Annotated in this window: 15 protein-coding genes; 7 read left to right on the top strand and 8 right to left on the bottom strand. The window is 61.5% G+C overall.

Features of this window, described 5'->3' with window-relative positions:
* The first annotated feature begins 151 nt into the window (after positions 1 to 151).
* The gene (locus MPZ60_RS17555) at positions 152 to 2,437 is read left to right on the top strand and encodes a bifunctional diguanylate cyclase/phosphodiesterase (RefSeq protein ID WP_034359423.1); all 2,286 of its coding nucleotides are present in this window, start codon (positions 152 to 154) and stop codon (positions 2,435 to 2,437) included.
* Between the two features lie 65 nt (positions 2,438 to 2,502).
* Here the strand turns inward: MPZ60_RS17555 and MPZ60_RS17550 are convergent, their stop codons facing one another.
* Positions 2,503 to 3,699 (bottom strand): M20 aminoacylase family protein, encoded by a 1,197-nt coding sequence (locus MPZ60_RS17550; RefSeq protein ID WP_034359420.1) that lies wholly within the window; start codon positions 3,697 to 3,699, stop codon positions 2,503 to 2,505.
* A 338-nt stretch (positions 3,700 to 4,037) separates the two neighbouring features.
* Between MPZ60_RS17550 and MPZ60_RS17545 the strand changes: the two genes are divergently transcribed.
* Positions 4,038 to 5,057: a DHH family phosphoesterase gene (locus MPZ60_RS17545; RefSeq protein WP_034359418.1), complete on the top strand. Its 1,020-nt coding sequence runs from the start codon at positions 4,038 to 4,040 to the stop codon at positions 5,055 to 5,057.
* 54 nt (positions 5,058 to 5,111) lie between these two features.
* Here MPZ60_RS17545 and MPZ60_RS17540 read toward each other — a convergent pair whose 3' ends face one another.
* On the bottom strand, positions 5,112 to 5,879 hold the full coding sequence (locus tag MPZ60_RS17540; RefSeq protein WP_242882036.1) for a pseudouridine synthase: 768 nt from the start codon (positions 5,877 to 5,879) through the stop codon (positions 5,112 to 5,114).
* A gap of 205 nt (positions 5,880 to 6,084) precedes the next feature.
* Between MPZ60_RS17540 and rarD the strand changes: the two genes are divergently transcribed.
* On the top strand, positions 6,085 to 6,975 hold the full coding sequence (gene rarD, locus MPZ60_RS17535) for an EamA family transporter RarD (RefSeq protein ID WP_034359486.1): 891 nt from the start codon (positions 6,085 to 6,087) through the stop codon (positions 6,973 to 6,975).
* 81 nt (positions 6,976 to 7,056) lie between these two features.
* Positions 7,057 to 8,052 carry a diaminopimelate dehydrogenase gene (locus MPZ60_RS17530; protein ID WP_034359413.1) on the top strand — a complete coding sequence of 332 codons (996 nt, stop codon included), beginning with the start codon at positions 7,057 to 7,059 and terminating at the stop codon, positions 8,050 to 8,052.
* A gap of 94 nt (positions 8,053 to 8,146) precedes the next feature.
* Here the strand turns inward: MPZ60_RS17530 and MPZ60_RS17525 are convergent, their stop codons facing one another.
* Positions 8,147 to 9,451 (bottom strand): MFS transporter, encoded by a 1,305-nt coding sequence (locus MPZ60_RS17525; protein WP_034359411.1) that lies wholly within the window; start codon positions 9,449 to 9,451, stop codon positions 8,147 to 8,149.
* Between the two features lie 35 nt (positions 9,452 to 9,486).
* Here MPZ60_RS17525 and MPZ60_RS17520 point away from each other — a divergent pair, with 35 nt between their 5' ends.
* Complete coding sequence (locus MPZ60_RS17520) at positions 9,487 to 9,768, top strand: hypothetical protein (RefSeq protein ID WP_131367682.1); 282 nt, start codon at positions 9,487 to 9,489, stop codon at positions 9,766 to 9,768.
* Positions 9,769 to 9,795: 27 nt separating this feature from the next.
* On the top strand, positions 9,796 to 10,143 hold the full coding sequence (locus MPZ60_RS17515) for a hypothetical protein (protein WP_003053278.1): 348 nt from the start codon (positions 9,796 to 9,798) through the stop codon (positions 10,141 to 10,143).
* Between the two features lie 437 nt (positions 10,144 to 10,580).
* On the opposite strand, the gene MPZ60_RS17510 is transcribed toward MPZ60_RS17515, so the two are convergent.
* Complete coding sequence (locus tag MPZ60_RS17510) at positions 10,581 to 11,402, bottom strand: META and DUF4377 domain-containing protein (protein ID WP_034359409.1); 822 nt, start codon at positions 11,400 to 11,402, stop codon at positions 10,581 to 10,583.
* A gap of 437 nt (positions 11,403 to 11,839) precedes the next feature.
* Between MPZ60_RS17510 and MPZ60_RS17505 the strand changes: the two genes are divergently transcribed.
* Positions 11,840 to 12,298 carry a DUF2242 domain-containing protein gene (locus MPZ60_RS17505; RefSeq protein WP_224648528.1) on the top strand — a complete coding sequence of 153 codons (459 nt, stop codon included), beginning with the start codon at positions 11,840 to 11,842 and terminating at the stop codon, positions 12,296 to 12,298.
* A gap of 112 nt (positions 12,299 to 12,410) precedes the next feature.
* Here the strand turns inward: MPZ60_RS17505 and MPZ60_RS17500 are convergent, their stop codons facing one another.
* The 4 genes from MPZ60_RS17500 to MPZ60_RS17485 form a co-directional block, all read right to left on the bottom strand.
* Entirely contained in the window at positions 12,411 to 13,292 is an 882-nt protein-coding gene (locus tag MPZ60_RS17500; protein ID WP_034359406.1) for a M23 family metallopeptidase, read from the bottom strand.
* Between the two features lie 115 nt (positions 13,293 to 13,407).
* Positions 13,408 to 14,034, bottom strand: a complete 627-nt coding sequence (locus MPZ60_RS17495) for an FMN-binding negative transcriptional regulator (protein ID WP_034359404.1) — start codon at positions 14,032 to 14,034, stop codon at positions 13,408 to 13,410.
* A 127-nt stretch (positions 14,035 to 14,161) separates the two neighbouring features.
* Entirely contained in the window at positions 14,162 to 16,147 is a 1,986-nt protein-coding gene (locus tag MPZ60_RS17490) for a DUF3300 domain-containing protein (RefSeq protein ID WP_034385575.1), read from the bottom strand.
* Positions 16,148 to 16,483: 336 nt separating this feature from the next.
* On the bottom strand, positions 16,484 to 17,896 hold the full coding sequence (locus MPZ60_RS17485) for a YdgA family protein (RefSeq protein WP_034359399.1): 1,413 nt from the start codon (positions 17,894 to 17,896) through the stop codon (positions 16,484 to 16,486).
* Positions 17,897 to 17,910: the final 14 nt, after the last annotated feature.

Genomic DNA, 17,910 nt, shown 5'->3' with positions numbered 1-17,910 from the left:
CCTGATGCGGCCAGGCCAGGCCAGGCCTGGCATGCACTCAAGCCGGGCAGGCCGTGCGTCTGGGCTTTCAAGACCTGGCTCGCCGGACGATTGAACTAATTGGCAACTGCCCCTAGCATTCATCATTCAGTCTGAATGCCAAAGGGCTTGCATGCAGCGTCACTTCGTTGAGGCCAGATACCGGTTGCCCATGCGCCGCATGGTGTGGCTGGGCTGTCTCTGGATGTGGGTTCTGGGCGCTGCAATGAGTCTGGTCTGGTTGCTGATGCCGGCGATGGACGACATGGATCTGGCGCTGTCCGGCGGCGTCATGCTGCTGTCGCTGCTGTGCATGGGCCTGGCCAAGGCCAGGCAGTGGGTCTGGGCAGTGTCCTGCTTTGTCTGGGGCAACTGGCTGTTGAGCTTGCTCTGGGTCTGGCACATGGGAGGGCTTTATGGGCCGGCCGTGATGGCATTTCCTGCCTGGCTGGCTGTTGCGCTCTGGGTGCAGGGCACGCGTGCCGCCCTGACGATGCTGGGGCTGTCCTCCATCGTCGTTTCTGCCCTATGGTGGCTGGCTCCTCATATCGGCACGCCGTTTGCAGCTCTATCGGCAGCCGAGCATCTGCTGGCGATGGTTCATTTGCTGGGCATGATGATGCTGGTGCTCATCATTTGCTTGCAGGCAAGAGCCAGCCTGGGGCGGCGCGTGCAGAAAAGCCAGGAGATGCTGGCCGCACTGGAGGCCAGCCAGAACGAGTTGCGCAAGTTCTATCGGGCGGTCGAGCAGAACCCCGAGAGCATCGTCATCACCGATCCCGAGCTGAAGGTCATCTATGTCAACGAGGCCTTTCTGCTGCGCTCGGGCTATGCGCGCGAGCAGGTGCTCGGCCAGTCTACCGAGCTGGTGTCCACCATGGGCATGGACCACAGTCACCGCCAGCGTGCGCTCAAGCAATTGGCCAAGGGCACGCTATGGCGTGGCGAGATGACCAATCGCACGAGCAAGGGTGAGGCCTTGCGGGAGTCGGTGCTGGTGACGCCGATTCGCACGCCTCAGGGAGAGGTCGTCAATTATGTGGAGCTCAAGCGCGATCTCTCCGAGCGCGTTCTGGCCGAGCGCCGTATCCACGACCTGGTCTACCTGGACTCGCTCACGGGGCTGCCCAACCGCCATTCGCTGACCTTGCATCTGCGCGAGCTGGCCCTGGTTCGGCAGGATGTCAGCCATGGCTTGCTGCTGCTGGACGTAGATCGCTTTTCCGTCTTCAACGATGTGCATGGCATGCAGCACAGCGACGAGCTGGTGCAGGCCATGGGGGCCAGATTGGTCGAGGTTCTGCCTGACGATGCCTGGATTGCGCGTGTTGCGGCTGCGGAGTTTGCTATTGTTTTTGATAGCCTGCACAAGCAGGCCGAAGGTGTGGAGGAGCAGCTGCAGCAGTATGCGCAGACCTTGAAGAAGGCCTTGCAAAAGCCGTTCTCTCTCAACAGCTGGGTGGAAACCGAGTTTGTCAGCTGCTGCATTGGCGGTGCCGTGCTGGAGCCGGCCATTAAAGGCGGCAACAGCCATGACGTGCTGCGCTTTGCCAGCGTGGCCTTGCATGAGGCCAAGCTGGGCGGTCCGGGCAGCGTGGTGCTGTTCGAGCCGCGCATGGCCCAGGATGTGTATCGGCGCGTGCGCATTGCCAGGGATTTGTACCACGGCATCTCCGACGGGGAGTTGCGTCTGTATCTGCAGAGCCAGACCGATGCGCGCGGTCGCTGCGTGGGTGCCGAGGCGCTGGTGCGCTGGCAGCACCCCGAATGGGGGCTGGTAAGCCCGGGAGAGTTCATTCCGGTGGCCGAGGAGTCCGAGCTCATCGTGCGTCTGGGCGACTGGGTGCTGCGTCAGGCCTGCATGCTGCTGGCCAGGCCGGCCATGGCAGAGCGTGGACTGCGTCTGTCGGTCAACGTCAGCGCTCAGCAATTTGCGCATGACGATTTCATGGCCACGCTGGACAAGGTCTTGAGGGAAACCGGTGCCAATGCTCGCCAGCTGACACTGGAGATCACCGAAGGCACCTTGCTGCGGGATCTGGATCAGGCGCGTCGGCGCATGCTGGCACTGCGTGGCCTGGGCATAGAGATTTCTCTCGATGACTTCGGGACCGGCTATTCCAGTATGTACAGCCTGCAGCACCTGCCGATTCAGGAGCTCAAGATCGACAGAAGCTTTGTCAGCGGCAGCCATCGCTCCGAAAAAGATGCTGCCCTGGTCGAAGCCATGTTGCTGGTGGCGCGGCGCTTGCAACTGCGCGTGGTGGCAGAAGGTGTGGAGCTGTCCGAGCAGGCGCTGCAGTTGACGCAGTGGAACCCGGACATCGTGCTTCAGGGCATGCTGCTCGGCATGCCCATGCCGCAGCAGCGTTGGCTGGTCGAGGTGTTGGGCGAGCCCGATGCCGCTGCCAAGATATGAAAAAAGCCCACAACCATTGCTGGTTGAGGGCTATCAGCTATGAATAGCGTAGTTCTTGGCTGTCGTCAGGCGGCCGGCTGCTCAAAATAGCGACGTGCCAGCAGATCCCAGAACCTCGAGCCGCGACCGATGTTGTCATCGTTGAAGTCGTAGGCCGGATTGTGCAGGCTCACGCCGGGCTGGTCGCCCTTGGCATTGCCAATCCAGCCATAGGCGCCGGGGACGGCCTCCAGCATGAAGCCGAAGTCTTCGGAGGTCATGGCGGGCAGCACATCGTCAAAGGCGTTGTCGTCACCGACCACTTCACGCATCACGGCGGCCATGAACTTGGCTTCGCGGGCGTGGTTGGTTGTGTTGGGGTAGGAGCCGGGGCGCAGCGTGAACTCGGCCGTGCACAGATGGGCGGCTGCCACATGGCTGCTGATGCGTTTGAGGCCTTCGACAAACATCTCGCGCGTTTCCTTCTTCAGGGTGCGCACGGTGCCGGCGATGATGGCGTCATCGGGAATGATGTTTTCCACCGTGCCGCTGGTGATCTTGCCCACGGTGAGCACGGCCGAGTCCAGCGGATCGGTGCTGCGCGAGACCAGGGTCTGCAACTGGCTGACGATGGCGCAGGCCACGGGAATCGGGTCCAGCGTGGTGTGGGGCATGGCCGCATGGCCACCCTTGCCATGGACCCTGATCTGAAAGCGCAGGGTGGAGGCCATGATGGGGCCAACGCGCACGGCCATCTGGCCGGCCGGCAGCGATGGCCAGTTGTGCAGCGCAAACACGGCTTCGCAGGGGAATTTGTCGAACAGGCCGTCATCCATCATGGCCTTGGCGCCAGCGCCTCCTTCTTCGGCTGGCTGGAAGATCAGGTGCACCGTGCCGTCAAAGTCGGGTTGCTGAGCCAGGGTGGTTGCAGCGCCCAGCAGCATGGTGGTGTGGCCGTCGTGGCCGCAGGCATGCATGCGGCCCTTGTTCTGGCTGATGTGCCCGAAGGTGTTGATTTCCGTGACGGGCAGGGCATCCATGTCGGCACGGATGCCGATGCTGCGGCCGGGGTTGTCCTTGCTGCGGCCCTTGCCGTGGATGCTGGCGACAACGCCAGTCTGGCCCAGGCCGCGATGCACGGTCAGGCCCAGGGCCGTGAGGTATGCGGCGACCTTGTCGCCGGTGCGGTGCTCTTCGTATTTGAGCTCAGGATTGGCGTGCAGGTCGCGGCGAAAACTGAGCAGCGTACCGAGGTGAGGAGTGATATCGGGTGTAGATCGCATACAGGGGCCGCGGAGCACCCAGCGCTGTAACTGTCGTGGCAGGCAAGCGTTGCGGGCCTGCCGGTGACCGCAGCATTTCAATAGCAAGACCCCCATCATAGGCGTATGCGAAGAGTGGGGGCTTAGGTAGATACCGAAATCAGGGATTTCAGCGCTTGTGCTAACCGAGGAAAAAGCAAGCGGTGACTTACCAGGCGTGAAGCCTCTTGCGGGCAGCCGGATGAGCCCTGCAGGCAGTGTCTTGCAGGGCGAAACACCCGCCACGGAAGCAGTCAGCCGTGAGCCCGCAATGCCCGTGCGTCGCCTCGCTCCGGCGCAAACGGCGAAAATACCCGGTTATGACCGCACAGAACGCCAAAATTTCCCTGTTCCAGCAGTTGCTGGTACGCCCCGATCGCAACGATCCCAAGCCCCTCATCCTCTACCATGGCCGTCGCTGCCCCGACGGCTTTGGCGCGGCGCTGGCGGCCTGGCTGTTCTATGAAGGTCAGGCCGAGTTTCGCGGTCTGGATCACGGCGAGATTCAGGCGGCCGACGACCTGGGCGATCTGGCCGGTCGCGCCGTCTATGTGCTGGACTTTGCCTTTGAGCCCACGTTGATGGCCGAGATCGAGTCGCGCGTGGCCAAGCTCGTGGTGCTGGACCATCACAAGAGTGCGGCCGAGAAACTCAGCGGCTACCAATGCCAATGCGGCGTGGTGCATTTCGATATGAGCAAGTCCGGCGCGCGTCTGGCCTGGGAGTTTTTCCAGGCCGACAAGCCCGTGCCCGGCCTGATTCGCTACATCGAGGACCGCGATATCTGGAAATGGGAATTCCCCGAAAGCGCGGCGTTTCTCGCGGCTCTGGACATGGAGCCCGTGCGCAGCTTTGAGCGCTGGGCCGAGATTGCGGCCTTCACGCCCGAGCAGGAAACCGTCTACATGGCCCGTGGCGGCGCCATGGACGAGAAATTCCAGAAGCTTTGCGTCGATATTGCCGACGGCGCCCAGGTGCTGGTCTTCAACGGCAGGCAGGGCCTGATGGTCAACTGCCCGGGCATGTTCCACAGCCAGGTGGGTGATTTGCTGGCGCGCCAGAGCGGCAGCTTTGCCTTGATGTGGCATGCCAATCACAAGGGCACCAAGGTGGGCCTGCGCTCGCGTTCGGAGTTCAACTGCATTCCTCTGGCAGAGAGCTTTGGCGGCGGAGGCCATGCCCAGGCCTGTGGCTTCAAGATGGGCAACGAGCGTCTGGTGGAGTTGCTGCAGGGTGAGCTCAAGGCCGAACCCGAAGCGCAATACGAGTTTGCGGCCGCACCAGGCCTGCAGTTCGACGAAGAGGGCAAGTGGATTCGCGCTACGCCCAAGTCTGCGTAGTTGCAGAAAATCATAGCTGTCAACGCTTGAGATACAAGCGCTGACAGCTGTTTCTTATGCTATGGGTTGCCAGCCCGGCAGCGCCACCAGCTTTTGCCAGTCCCGCGCTTCCTGCAGCTGAGTCAGACTGGACCAGTCGGCCTCGAAGCGCATGAGCTGCCCGCTCACGGGGTGGGCAATCTCCAGTGCCCTGGCATGAAGCCATAGCCGCTGTTGACCCAGGCGTTCGGCCCACCAGCGATTCAGCGGCCCCTTGCCATGGGTGGCGTCGCCGATGATGGGGTGGGCCACATGCTTGAGATGGCGGCGTATCTGGTGTCTGCGGCCCGTGGTCGGCAGGGCTTCGACCAGGCTGATGCGGGTTTCGGGGTGTCGGCCGTCATAGCTTTCGGGCCAGGACAGGCGCGCCAGACAGCGCAAGTGCGTGTGCGCGTCCTGCACCGGGGCATCCTCGGGTGCATCGTCGGGCTTGAGGGGATGATCGACTTCCAATGTTTCGGGTAGCCAGCCGCGCACCAGGGCCCGATATTCCTTGCGGGTTTCATGGGCTGCAAAGCTGGCAGCCAGAGCCTGGGCCGCTTGCTTGTGCAGTGCCATGAGCAGCACGCCGCAGGTGCCCTTGTCCAGCCGGTGCACGGGCCAGACATGATGGCCCAGTTGGTCGCGCAGCGTCTGCATGACAAAGCGGGTCTCGTGCGCATCCAGGCCCGTGCGATGCACCAGCCAGCTGGCGGGTTTGTAGACCACGACCATATGCTCGTCCTGCCAGAGTATGTGCAAAGGCGGATTGGCAGAGCCGTCGGGCAGGGCGGTATCGGGCATGTGGAAGGCAGACAGAAGAGGGCGAGCCGCACTCTAGCGCACAGTGCAAAGCTTTGCTGACCAGGGTCTGCCTGCCGACAGGCCGCTTCGTGGCCGAGAATCGGTGTGGGCCGCTCGACGTCGGCTCATTTTTTTTTTGAAGTAGCTGCCAGCGCTTGACGGATCAATGCTGGCCGCCATTTGGAGGCTTGATCTTGTGTCTGTGATGTTCAAGGGGGTGGTGGTTTCGGTCCTGGCGTCCGTGCTGTTCGCCTCGCTGTATTACCTCTCGCCTTTTCTCGCCCCGCTCGATGGCGAGCAGATCTTTGGCTGGCGCGTGCTGGTGACGTTGCCCTTTACCACTGCCCTGCTGTTCGCTCTCAAGGAGGTGGCGGCGGTACGCGACTTGCTGGCGAGAGCTCTGGCCCAGCCCCGGTTTGGAATGCTGCTGGTGCTGAGCTCGGCGCTGCTGGGCGTGCAGCTATGGATTTTCATGTGGGCACCCATGAACGGGCGTGCGTTGCCAGTGTCGCTGGGCTATTTTCTGCTGCCGCTGGTGATGGTCGTGGCCGGGCGTGTGCTGTTTGCCGAGCGTCTGACGCTGGGCCAGAGCCTGGCTACGCTCCTGGCGGCTGCGGGCGTGGCGCATGAGTTCTGGCAGGCCGGCGGCATGTCCTGGGAGACCTGGGTGGTGGCGCTGGGCTATACGGTGTATTTCTCGCTGCGCCGCTGGCTGCAGACCGATACCCTGGCCGGTCACTGGATAGACATGGCGCTGCTGGTTCCGGTGGCCATTGCCTTCACGCTGCGCACGCCCGACAGTTGGCCGCTGGTCGCGGGTCATCCGACGTTATGGGGCCTGCTGCCCTTGCTGGGCATCGTCAGCGCCGTGGCGCTGGCGCTGTACATGATTGCCAGTCGCTGGCTGCCGCTGGGCCTGTTCGGTCTGCTGTCCTATGTGGAACCGGCCTTGCTGGTCGTGGTGGCCTGGCTGCTGGGCGAGAGCATGGAGCCGCAGCAGCAACTGAGCTATGCGCTGATCTTTGCCGCCGTGGGCCTGCTGATCGGCGATGGCTTGCGGCATTCATGGCGTGGGCGTTCACACACATCGGACTGAGATTGCTGCAGTTCCAGCCCCAAGTTGGTGCATCACAGGGCAATAATTGAAGTTTTGTTTTGTTTGAAGGAATAGCTCGTCATGGCATCGACCTCATCCCCTATCCGCGTTGCTATCGTCGGTTACGGCAATCTGGGCCGCGGCGTGGAAGCTGCTGTCGCCAAGAACCCCGATATGCAGCTCAAGGGGATTTACACCCGTCGCGACCCTTCCCAGCTCCAGCCCCTGAATGCAGATACGCCTGTGCATTCCATGGATGTTTTGCTGTCGCACAAAGGTCAGGTCGATGTGCTGATTCTCTGCGGCGGCTCCAAGGACGATTTGCCCAGGCAGGCGCCCGAGCTGGCGGCTCATTTCAATCTGGTCGACAGCTTTGACACCCATGCCCGCATCCCCGAACACTTTGCCAGTGTGGACAAGGCCGCTCAGGGGGGTCAATGCACGGCCCTGATCTCGGCCGGCTGGGACCCCGGCATGTTCTCCATCAATCGCGTGCTGGGTGAAGCCCTGCTGCCTGACGGCGCTACCTACACCTTCTGGGGCAAGGGCCTGAGTCAGGGCCATTCCGACGCCATCCGCCGCGTGGAAGGCGTGGCCGGCGGCGTGCAGTACACCATCCCTGTGGAAGAGGCGGTCAACAAGGTGCGCTCCGGCGTGCGCCCCGAGCTGTCCACCCGCGAGAAGCACCAGCGTGAATGCCATGTGGTGCTCAAGGATGGCGCCGACGCCGAAGCCGTGCGCAAGACCATTGTGGAAATGCCTCACTACTTCGACCAGTACGACACCACGGTCCACTTCATCAGTGCCGAAGAGCTGGCTCGCGATCACTCTGCCATGCCCCATGGCGGCTTTGTGATCCGCAGCGGCAATACCAGTGCCGAAAACAAGCAGGTCATCGAATACCGCCTGCAGCTGGACAGCAACCCCGAGTTCACTTCCAGCGTGCTTGTGGCTTATGCACGCGCCGTGCATCGCCTGGCCCAGGCTGGCCAACATGGCTGCAAGACGGTATTTGACGTGGCCCCTGGCCTGCTGTCGCCCAAGAGCGCCGAACAACTGCGTGCCGAGCTGCTGTAAATCAGCCGCCGCGATCAGCAAAAAGCCTCGCAGGGTCTGCGAGGCTTTTTTGTGTCGAAGCGGGTTGCAGCGTCAATTGCCCGATGATTGGCAGCTATTGATTTTCAAGTGCTTGCGGGGGCTCGAGGCCGCTTACGCGCGCCGCATCTTCGAGCCTGTCCACATCGCGCAGGGGCTTGAACAGTGCCATCCAACCACCCACCACGCCCAGCGTGCACAGGCTGCCCAGAATGGCGGCGGGAACTGCACCGAACCAGGACGCGCTGCTGCCTGCGCGGAACTCGCCCAGCTCGTTGGAGGAGCCGATGAACAGCATGTTCACCGCATTCACGCGGCCGCGCATATGGTCGGGCGTGGAAAACTGCACCAATGCGCCGCGAATATAGACGCTGACCATATCGGCCGCACCGGCCACGGCCAGTGCCAGCATGGACAGTACAAACCAGTGCGAGAGCGCAAACACCAGATTGGCCAGTCCGAACACTGCTACGGCGGCAAACATCACCTTGCCCACGCGGCGGTTGATGGGGCGCGATGCCAGCCACAGGCCCATGCAGACCTCTCCCGCAGCCATGGAGGAGCGCAGCAGGCCCAGGCCTTGCGGACCTACCTGAAGCACCTCGTGCGCATAAACGGGCAGCAGGGCCACAACGCCACCCAGCAGCACAGCAAACAGATCGAGCGAGATGGTGCCAAGGATGATGGGGCGGGTACGCATGAAATGCAGACCTTCGGCAAAGCGTTGCCACATGGTGGTTTGCACGTCAGTGAGGATCCTGGGGCCGGCAAAATGTACGGGGACCTGGCTCAGCAGGCCGGCTCCCAGAAGCAGAGCGACGCCGCAGACCGCATAGGTCAGCACGCCGCCGCCGAGCGCGTACAGCAGGCCGCCCAGCACGGGAGCGGCAATCGCCGAGATACGCATCAGCATGCTGTTGGTGGCCAGTGCCTGGGCCAGTTGCTCGCGGGCAACGATCTGCGGCAACAGGCTTTGCAGCGCCGGACCGCTGAAGGCGCGACTGCAGCCAAACAGCACCAGCACTGCATAAATCCAGTGCACATTGTGCGCGCCGCTCTCGGCTAGCAGCCAGAGCAGGCCCGAGCAGACTGCGGCCACCAGCCAGCTGATGCCAAGCAGGCGCTTGCGGCTCATGCGGTCGCTGAGATCGCCAGCGGGAATCAGCAGACCCGCCATGGGCAGGAACTGCGCCAGCCCGACATAGGCCAGAGACAGAGGCTCGCGGGTGATGTCGTACACCTGCCAGGCCACCACCACTGCCTGCATCTGCTGGGCAAACATGGCAAGCATGCGTGCCAGCACGAAATTGACAAAAGCGGGATCGCGCAATGGCGGGATGGAGGAGGCCTGAGGCGCTGTAGAGGTGACGGGGGTGGACAAGGTGAGATCCGTGAGTGCGGCTGAGGAGGCGGGAGTTGGCCTGGGCCGACGTCCTGCCTTGGCGACCTGAAATGTCAGAGGGCCGAGTATGCGCGATCGCCTTGTTTTCTGCAGTGCCTATGGCCGTTCTGAGCATTCACTTCTGCTGCGGTTCATATCCGGCAAGCAGGCTGCGGATTAACCTTCATGCCATGCAGGAGAGAAGCCTTGTTTGTCAAAAAATGTTTACCGACGAAGGCATGAGTCACTTTCCCACACGCAAAGAAACGGCGGCGATTCATCATAGCTTCACACAAATGGTTTGGCGTTATGAATAGCGAAGCTTTCTCTCAAGGAGTCACATCATGTCCATGCTTTCGATGCAATACGCAGGAACTCTTCTGGGCCGCGAAGCAGTCATTGAATTCCCGGACAGCCAGGCCCAAGTCCGCTACACCGCCAGCGGTCAGATGCGCTGGCGCGTGGTGGACTCGCAAGGGCATATTTCCGAGGGCTGCGAGAACCTCAGCTATCTGCAACTGAGCGACCACCTGCATTTTTTGAACTGGATCGAGAAAACCGGCTTCACGGTCAGCCAGGTCATAGATTCGGCCAAGGGCACGGTGCAGGCTTTCTGGTCCTACGCTGACAACCAGTGCGAAAGCGGCCATCGTTCCTCCATGTTTGTGGAAGGTCGTTTCCGTCTGCGTTGAATCTGTCGGCTATTGCCCGGGGCATGGAGCCGGGGCAGGAGCCAGCTCAATGATTTGTGTGTGAGGTCAGTGACTTTCCTCTCTTGCCGGCATCCGAAAGGTGTCGGCTTTTTTCTCCGTGAAACATTGCAGGCTCAATCATCCCTGCGTATTTTTTGATCGCAGGGCCCGAAGTCAATGCCTGTGCGGCCTCGCTCTGCTTTTCCGAGGCTTGTCCACAGGCGGCTCCACAGACGCTGGGCATAACCTGTAATCCTGTTTTCCGAACTACTGCGTTCAGAAAACATTCCCTAAGTAGTTATTGCCAAAAGAAAATCGTCCTTTGGCAACGAACCATGTTTGATGAAACGTGGTGCGTGAAACATCGGCGTTGAATGTACGCATGAAAATAGAAAAGCCGGCACCAGGGCCGGCTTTTTCAATGCCTGAGCGCCGGCTTACTTGCGCTTGTCGGCGATGGCCGAGGACACCACCATGTCCAGCACATAGACATAGCTTGAAGCATCGGCGGGTACATTCTGGCGCTTGAAGCGGTTGATGCGCAGCACATTGCTCACACCGGTTTCGTGCTTGTAGCCTTCAATCTCGCTGTAGAAGTTCTCCCACTGGCCGGTATAGGTCTTGACGCCGTTGTCGCCGTAGCGGATCTCGCGTACCTGCAGACACTGATGGCGGCCTGCACCTGCACTACAGGCCTTGCGCTCGGGACCGACCTCGAGAAATATGCGTTCGGGCGCGCTGCCGTATTGGGTCTGGGCAGTGGGCTTGCCGTTGAGCTGCCAGCGCGTGCCATCAATGAACTGCAGCGTCAGGCGAGGCTGTTCAGTAGTGGCGCCGCCGAGCTGCACATTCCATTGCTTGGCCGTAGGCAGAATGCGCGCTACCTTCTGCTCCAGCATCATCAGCTGGTTGTCATTGCAGGCACGCAGGGTGCTCATGCCGCGCTGCAGATTGATGCGCTGGCCCTCAACGGTGTAAGCCGACGAGATGACGTTGCACAGATTCTTGACGACGACGCGCTGATCCACGAAGTCCAGCTCGATAGGTGCCTGGCTGGAGCCCAGAAACCAGCTCTGGTCCTCATTGCCAGCCGGTGTGTAGGCCTGCTGCAGTTTCCAGTGGTAGGCGGTCAGCGACGCGGCATCGCCTGCGGAGCCTGTAGGGCCGGGCTTGCTTGCACCGCCACCGCTTGTCGTACCGCAGGCGGCAAGCGTCATGGAAGCAACAAGGGGAAGGCACCAGGTCCAGCGAAATTTCATAGGGTTTCCTTAAGGTCGAATAGAGGAATACGGCAAACCGTGTCAGCAGAAACAGAGTCTCTGTTGACCATATCAGTTCCCTGCGGGTTTTATCTGACCTTAACCCAACGTTGCGGTTGTTTTGCGCTTCGACAACCTCAGAGTGTCAACAAATGCTGCACGCGGAAGGGCGGAGAAATCAGATGTGCCGCCCGGGCGTGAAGCCCCTGTAAAGATCGAAAAAATCCGTACGACTAGACAGCGCTTCGTCAAATTAGTCTTTGCCAAGCTGCTACGCTTCAAAGGTTCGGGCTATGAAGAAACTACGGCCCAGGCATCAAGGAGTTTCTGTGCGCTTAGGTGGTGTTGCTTTGTTTGGGCTGAATTGGGGGCGGCTGGGTTCTGTGGGCATATTGGCAGGTTTGCTGGGGGCATGCTCGGCAACCGCACCTCAGCATATGCCGGTACAGGAGACTTTCGACTCCAGTTCCACGTTTTCCCGCGGCTTTGATGCGACACCGGCACAGACTTGCGAGGCCGCACGTCGCGCCTTGTTGAGCCAGGGTTATATCGCAACGGCCAGGACGCAGGAGCTGATAGAAGGGCGCAAGAACTTCCAGCCCAATACGGAGACCAATCTGGAAATCAATTTCCGTGTGGTCTGCGTGCCGCAGACCAGCGACGGCCTGGTCAGTCTGGGTTTTGCGACAGCGTTGCAGGATCGCTATTCGCTAAAGAAGAGTGCAACCTCGGCCAGCGTGGGGGTGAGCGCTCTGGGTTCGCTGTCTCTGCCGTTTTCCTCCAGCAACGATTCGCTGGTCAAGGTGGGCAGCGAGACCATTTCCAAACGCAGCTTCTACGACAGTTTCTTTGAGCTGGTGGAGAACTATCTGAAGCAGGATCGGGATGCACCATAGTTTCGAGCAAACCGGTCTGTTGCGCCTGATGGGTATGCGTTGGAGGTCCTGAGCTGGTCGTGAGAATTTAAAAAGCGGCTCGCTGAGCCGCTTTTTCGTCTGCGAGATCCGTTCAGATGAACAGCGCCGGGTCCACCATGGCGCGGTTCAGCATCACGCTCCAGTGCAGGTGGGGACCGGTCACGCGGCCTGTGGCTCCGACCTTGCAAAAGGAATCGCCTGTCTGCAACTGGTCGCCCGGCTTGCAGTCCACCTGGCTCAGGTGGCAGTACATGGTGAGCAGGCCGCCGCCATGGTCCAGCCAGACCGTGCCGCCGTTGAAGAAATAGTCGCCCACATCGACCACCTTGCCGGGTAGCGGTGCACGCACCGGCGTGCCCGTAGGGGCGGCGATGTCCATGCCGCTGTGCGGATTGCGCGACTGGCCGTTGAAGACTCGGCGCAGGCCGAAACTGCTGGAGCGGCGACCCGGCACCGGCACGCGCATGTGCAGGCTGCCGGAAGGCAGCGGCTCTGTGAAGGTGGCCATCACGGTCTTCAGGTGGGCGGCCTCGCGTTCGTAGCGGGCATTGTCTTCGGCAGACAGGTCCACCGTCTTGGGTGAGACCTTGAGGCGTTGCTCCACATACTGTTTGTCGCGCACCGTATAGCTCATGGTGCGCAAACGGCCGTCGGCCTTCACGCCAACGCTTTGCTCACCCGGTGTGGTGGCAAGCGGTATGCCCACGAGTGCGGTCCATTCGATCATGTCTCCCACCACCAGAACCTCGGCCTCCGCTGCCGTGACCAGGGGACGTGCGGAGGCAGGGCCCAGCGACAGGCGTGCGACGCCGCCGGGAACCCTGCTGTCCTGCGGCCAGAGCGCGCTGTCCGAGTTGGCGCTGCGCGCAGCCCAGGCTGGTGCTGCGGCAAACAGCGCCGATTGCGCCATCCATTGCAGCAGGCGACGGCGCTCGGGAGGGAGAGAAGGGTTGGAAATTTTTTCGGCTGGCATGGTGCTTATCGGGTTGTGCAGGCATTGTGCTGTATTGCTATCGATAGCGGAGCTAAAGGCGATACAGGGATGGGAGCTTTACGCATGTCTATGACTTGCAGGTCGGCAGCGGCGATCAGGGCAGGCGCATGCTCAGGGCCAGATCCAGCTGTCCCAGTTGCTCCAGGGCCTGCACTGCACCGAGCCGGTCGCGCTGCTGCTTGTTCTGGCTCAGCTTGAACTTGGCTTCCAGGCGGTCGACGGTAATTTCCAGGCCCACGATGGCGCCGAGCATGCGTTGCAGATAGTCGGGCGGAGCATCGCTCATTTTCCACGGGGCCTGGGCATTGTTCCGAGCCTCATGGCGGCGGGTGAGCCGGCCCACCACGCCGCGCACGAACTTTTCATCATCGCGCACACCGATGCGGCCGTGCGCATGGACCACACGGTAGTTCCAGGTCGGGACCTGCTCATGGTTCTCGTGCTTGCTGGGATACCAGTTGGGGGAGATATAGGCCTGCTCGGCACGGAAGATCACCAGCACGGAGCTGTCGTCCCGGATCTGCTGCCACACAGGGTTGGCGCGCGCCACGTGGGCGATAAGGCGCAAAACGCCGTCCTCGTCCTGCAACAGCTCGAAAGGCAGGTGATTGGCGTCCAGCCCCGAGTCGGAATGGGTGACCAGGCAACCCAGGGGATGGGCTTGGATCAAGTCATGCAGGGAGGCTGGATCATCAGTCTTGAAATGGCTTGGGTTGTACATGAAGGCTGCTGCAATGAGTGGCGCAAAAACGAATGAACTTCTATGAGCTTGTTTATACCGTCATGCAGGCTGCGCACTGACAAGCCGCCTGCATGGCAGGCGGCATGGTACGAAGGCGAGTGGCGTTTCAGCGGTGCTCGCGATCCCCGCGCGAGCGGCCCTCAGACCGCGTCGCTTGCATGCGAGCCTGTTGCTCGGCCTGGTGCTGTTGAGCCTGCATCTGTGCCTGCTGCTGGCGTTGGGCCTGTTCCTGTGCCCGTTGTTGCTGCATCTGGGCCTGCTGCTGGCGCTGTTGTTGTTCACGAGCCTGTTGCTGCTGCATTTGTTGCTGGCGCTGAGCTTGCTCCTGGGCGTGCTGCTGTTGCATCTGCTGCATCTGGGCCTGCTGCTGGCGCTGCTGTTGTTCACGGGCCTGTTGCTGCTGCATTTGTTGCTGGCGCTGAGCTTGCTCCTGGGCGTGCTGCTGTTGCATCTGCCGCAGCTGTGCCTGTTGCCTATGCTCTTGCTGATCACGGGCTTGTTGCATTTGCTGTTGATGTTGATGTTGAGCTTGCTCCTGGGCGCGCTGCTGCTGCTGCTGCTCGCGGACTTGCTGCATTGGCTGCTGACGCTGGGCCTGCTCCAGGGTGTGCTGCTGTTGCACCTGCACAGGAGTTTGCTGCTGCATTGCTTGCTGGCGCTGGGTTGGCTCCTGTGGGCGTTGCTGCATGGCTTTCTCCACCATGGCAGCCTGCATCTGCGGCGCCTGAGGTGGATGGCGATCATGGGGGTCTTGCGGCGGCATCAAAGCATTGCCATTGGATGCGCGCGGCCCGCCTGGAGCATGGTTGGGTCCCTGGGCAAAGCCCGGCCTGCCCTGTAGCTGTGTAGCCAGGGGGCTCTGTGCTGGCTGTCGCTGGTTCAGGCCATGGCCACCGGCTGTCATGGCGGCGGCACCGACGGCAGCGCCCACAGCCATCGTCCCCGGCCCAGCAAGGACGCCTGCCGCCTGGGGCGGCCCGGCCGGCTCGCGGCGCTCGCCTGCGGCATTTTCATGGATGCTGTTGATATAGGTGTTGTCCGTGCGATGGATGTTCTGCACCACGGTTCGCGACTGCGATATATAGGTGGTGTTGTTGTAGACCACGGCCGGACGGGCTTGCGGGGGCGGGGGGCGCTCGCCGTGACGCCAGGGCCTTTCGGGATCGCCCCAGTGCATATTCCAGGCATTCCAGCCCCAGGACGGATGTCTGTCCATGGACCCGGCCAGCACGATGGCGGTGCCAAAGCCCAGCAGGCCGGCAATCACGGGCACGCCTGCCACGGGAGCTGGAGGCGGCGCCTCTACATAGCGGTAGCCGCCATATACGGGCAGCGGCTGACCGTAGACTGCAGCCGGGTCGTACTGAGGAACGTAGACCGTATCCACTTGGGTGGGGCTGATTTCAATGAACTGCTCCGGCGGCTCTATGACCGGGTCGGGCAGCGGTGTGACCACGGCTCCTGGCGTATAGGCCACGGCGGCAGGCGTGGACGCCAGGTTGACCTTGAGCTGGCTGGAGGTCTTGAGCGTGCCGGCCTTGTAGGCACGGTTGCGCATGACCTGTATGGCGTTCATCACATCCGAGGGATCGTTGTAATAGGCTTTGCCCAGCGCCGTGGTCCAGGGCAGGCTGGAGGCCATCTGTTCCAGCACATTGGGAAACTGGGTTAGTGATTTGACGGAAGGGTCCCAGTTCTGGGCGTTGACGGCATTGCTCAGCGCCGTCTTCTGCAGTCCGGGGTTCTGCCCCAGCCAGGTTTCGGCGGCGCTGATCTGGTCTGGATAGGTGGCACCGGCCAGGATCTGGGCCACAAGCTTGTCCGGGTAAAGCGCAATCGGCGCCACCATCCGGTAGAGCGCGTCAGCACCGGGTGGCACATAGGCGGCGGGCTGAGGCTGGGCGGCATCGGGCGTGGCGGAAGGTACCGAGGCTGGCGGCGCACTGTCCGCCTTGATCGGCGAATCCTTGTCGTTGCAGGCGCTCAGCGCCATGGCGGCGGCCAGGGCAATCATGCCTGGATGCCATAGGCGGGCGACCGTTTTTGGCTGCAGTTCCGGCTGCTCGGGCCGGGTCCTGGGGAAATGCGACATCTGACGCTCCTTGCGCCGCGCCGTGCAAATCACGGTGCTTTGGCGGATGCTGTTTTAACGCCAGTTTTGAGCCGTTGTTGACAGAGTGTTGTAAGCAAATAAGGCGTGTGGTTGCAGGCCATGCTCCGAGAGATAACGTGAATTTTGATAGCTTCTTTCGCAGTGTGGGTAAGGGCTGAAGGCTGAAAACAATGAACACTTCGGGCAGGAGTTGCTGACGGTGCTTTCTCGTCTGCATCTCCATACTCGGGGGGCGTTCTTCCCATGAAAAAGGCCTGCGCGAGGCAGGCCTTGGAGCTATCCGCGAAGCAACACGCCTCCCGGGTCTGGGTCACATCATTCGGTCATGGTGCCCATGAGTGTGCTGGTACCCATGGCGTCCAGCGGCTTGCCGTTGACCTGGAATTCCCCCTTGGCATAGACGATCTCGGTGCGCATCTTGCCGTCCTTGTCTTCAAAGATGCCTTGCTCCTTGAGCATGTCCAGGCTGGCTTGAGTCTGGGCTTTGGCGGCTTCCTCGATATCTTCGGGTTTGTACTCGCTCTCGTCTTCAAACACGGCCAGCAGGCTGGAACGTCTGCGCGAGAGCATCATGTTTTCCATGAAGGGCTTGGGCATATCGGCCTTGAGGCTGACCTTCAGATCCTGCAGCAGAGTGCCCATCTTCTCGCCATCGCCCAGATACTGAATGGCTGCCGCGAACTCGCTCACGCCGTCGGGGGTGCGCATGGACAGGCGTTTGAGCTCGATCACGGGCTGGCGCGCCAGGGCCTGTGTCAGCGACTTGAGCATTTTCTCGCGCAGATCGCCGCTGCCCTGCTCCTCGGCATCTTCGTCGTCAGTGGCCTCGCCGAGCAGCGGGTTCTTGCGCTTGCTCATTTCCACGACCTGGTTGATCCAGTTGGCATCGACATTGTTGAAGGCCATGTCCAGCATCAGGTCGTCAGCCTGTTTGTCTTCGAGTTTGGCGGTCTTGATGCCGGTCTTGAGCGTCATTTCCACGACCTCGCCTTTGAGGATGGTGTCCGAATCCATGGTGATGCCTTCGAAGTGGCTGGCAGAGCTTTTGCCTTCCTCTTCCTGCTTGGTGGCGGCAATCTTGGCAATCGTCATGGCAAAAGGGCCGGTCCAGAACTGCTGGCCCGGGGGCTGTTTCATGTCGAAGCGCATATCGGCCTTGTCCAGCGTCACGCTGCCTTCCTCGTCCTTGAACTGCAGGCCGGCGAAGCTGCCCGTGCCCTTGGCGGCCTTCATGTCGGCGGGCATGTCCCAGACGATCTTCATGCCGCCCCAGTTCATTTCGCTGTCCTTGATCTTGCTGCTCACGGCCGGCGACGTCATGACGTTGGAGCTGCTGCGGCCCCAGCCGACCTTGGTGTCGACTTCCAGCGGAGAGCGGCCGTTGAGCGCGGTTTTCAGCGCCGGGTCCGCGTCTTCGGGCAGATCGAAGCTGGTGTGAATCTCGGCGGCATGGCCAAGGGGCAGCGGACCGTGGCTGATCTTGTGCTCGGCGGTGAACTGGACGGGCTCGTCGCCGCTGTCCAGGGTCCATACCGTTTTGGCGGTGGAGGAAAAAGCGCCGCGGTCATAGCTGGTGACCTGAATCTTCACGCCATGCTCGCTCCACTTGTCCAGGCCTTCGGTAAAGCTTTGCTGCAGTTTGCCGCCCATGTAATAGCTGGTGCCCAGTGTTCCTGCCACGATCACGGCGATGGCCGCTGCAATGCCTGCTCCTGCTTTTCTGTTCATTCTTGACCTTTGAT

It is taken from the genome of Comamonas sp. 7D-2, assembly GCF_022749555.1.
GTDB lineage: Bacteria > Pseudomonadota > Gammaproteobacteria > Burkholderiales > Burkholderiaceae_C > Comamonas > Comamonas thiooxydans.
Note: the sequence above shows the minus strand (reverse complement) of the source record. Positions and strands in the feature narration are given on the sequence as shown.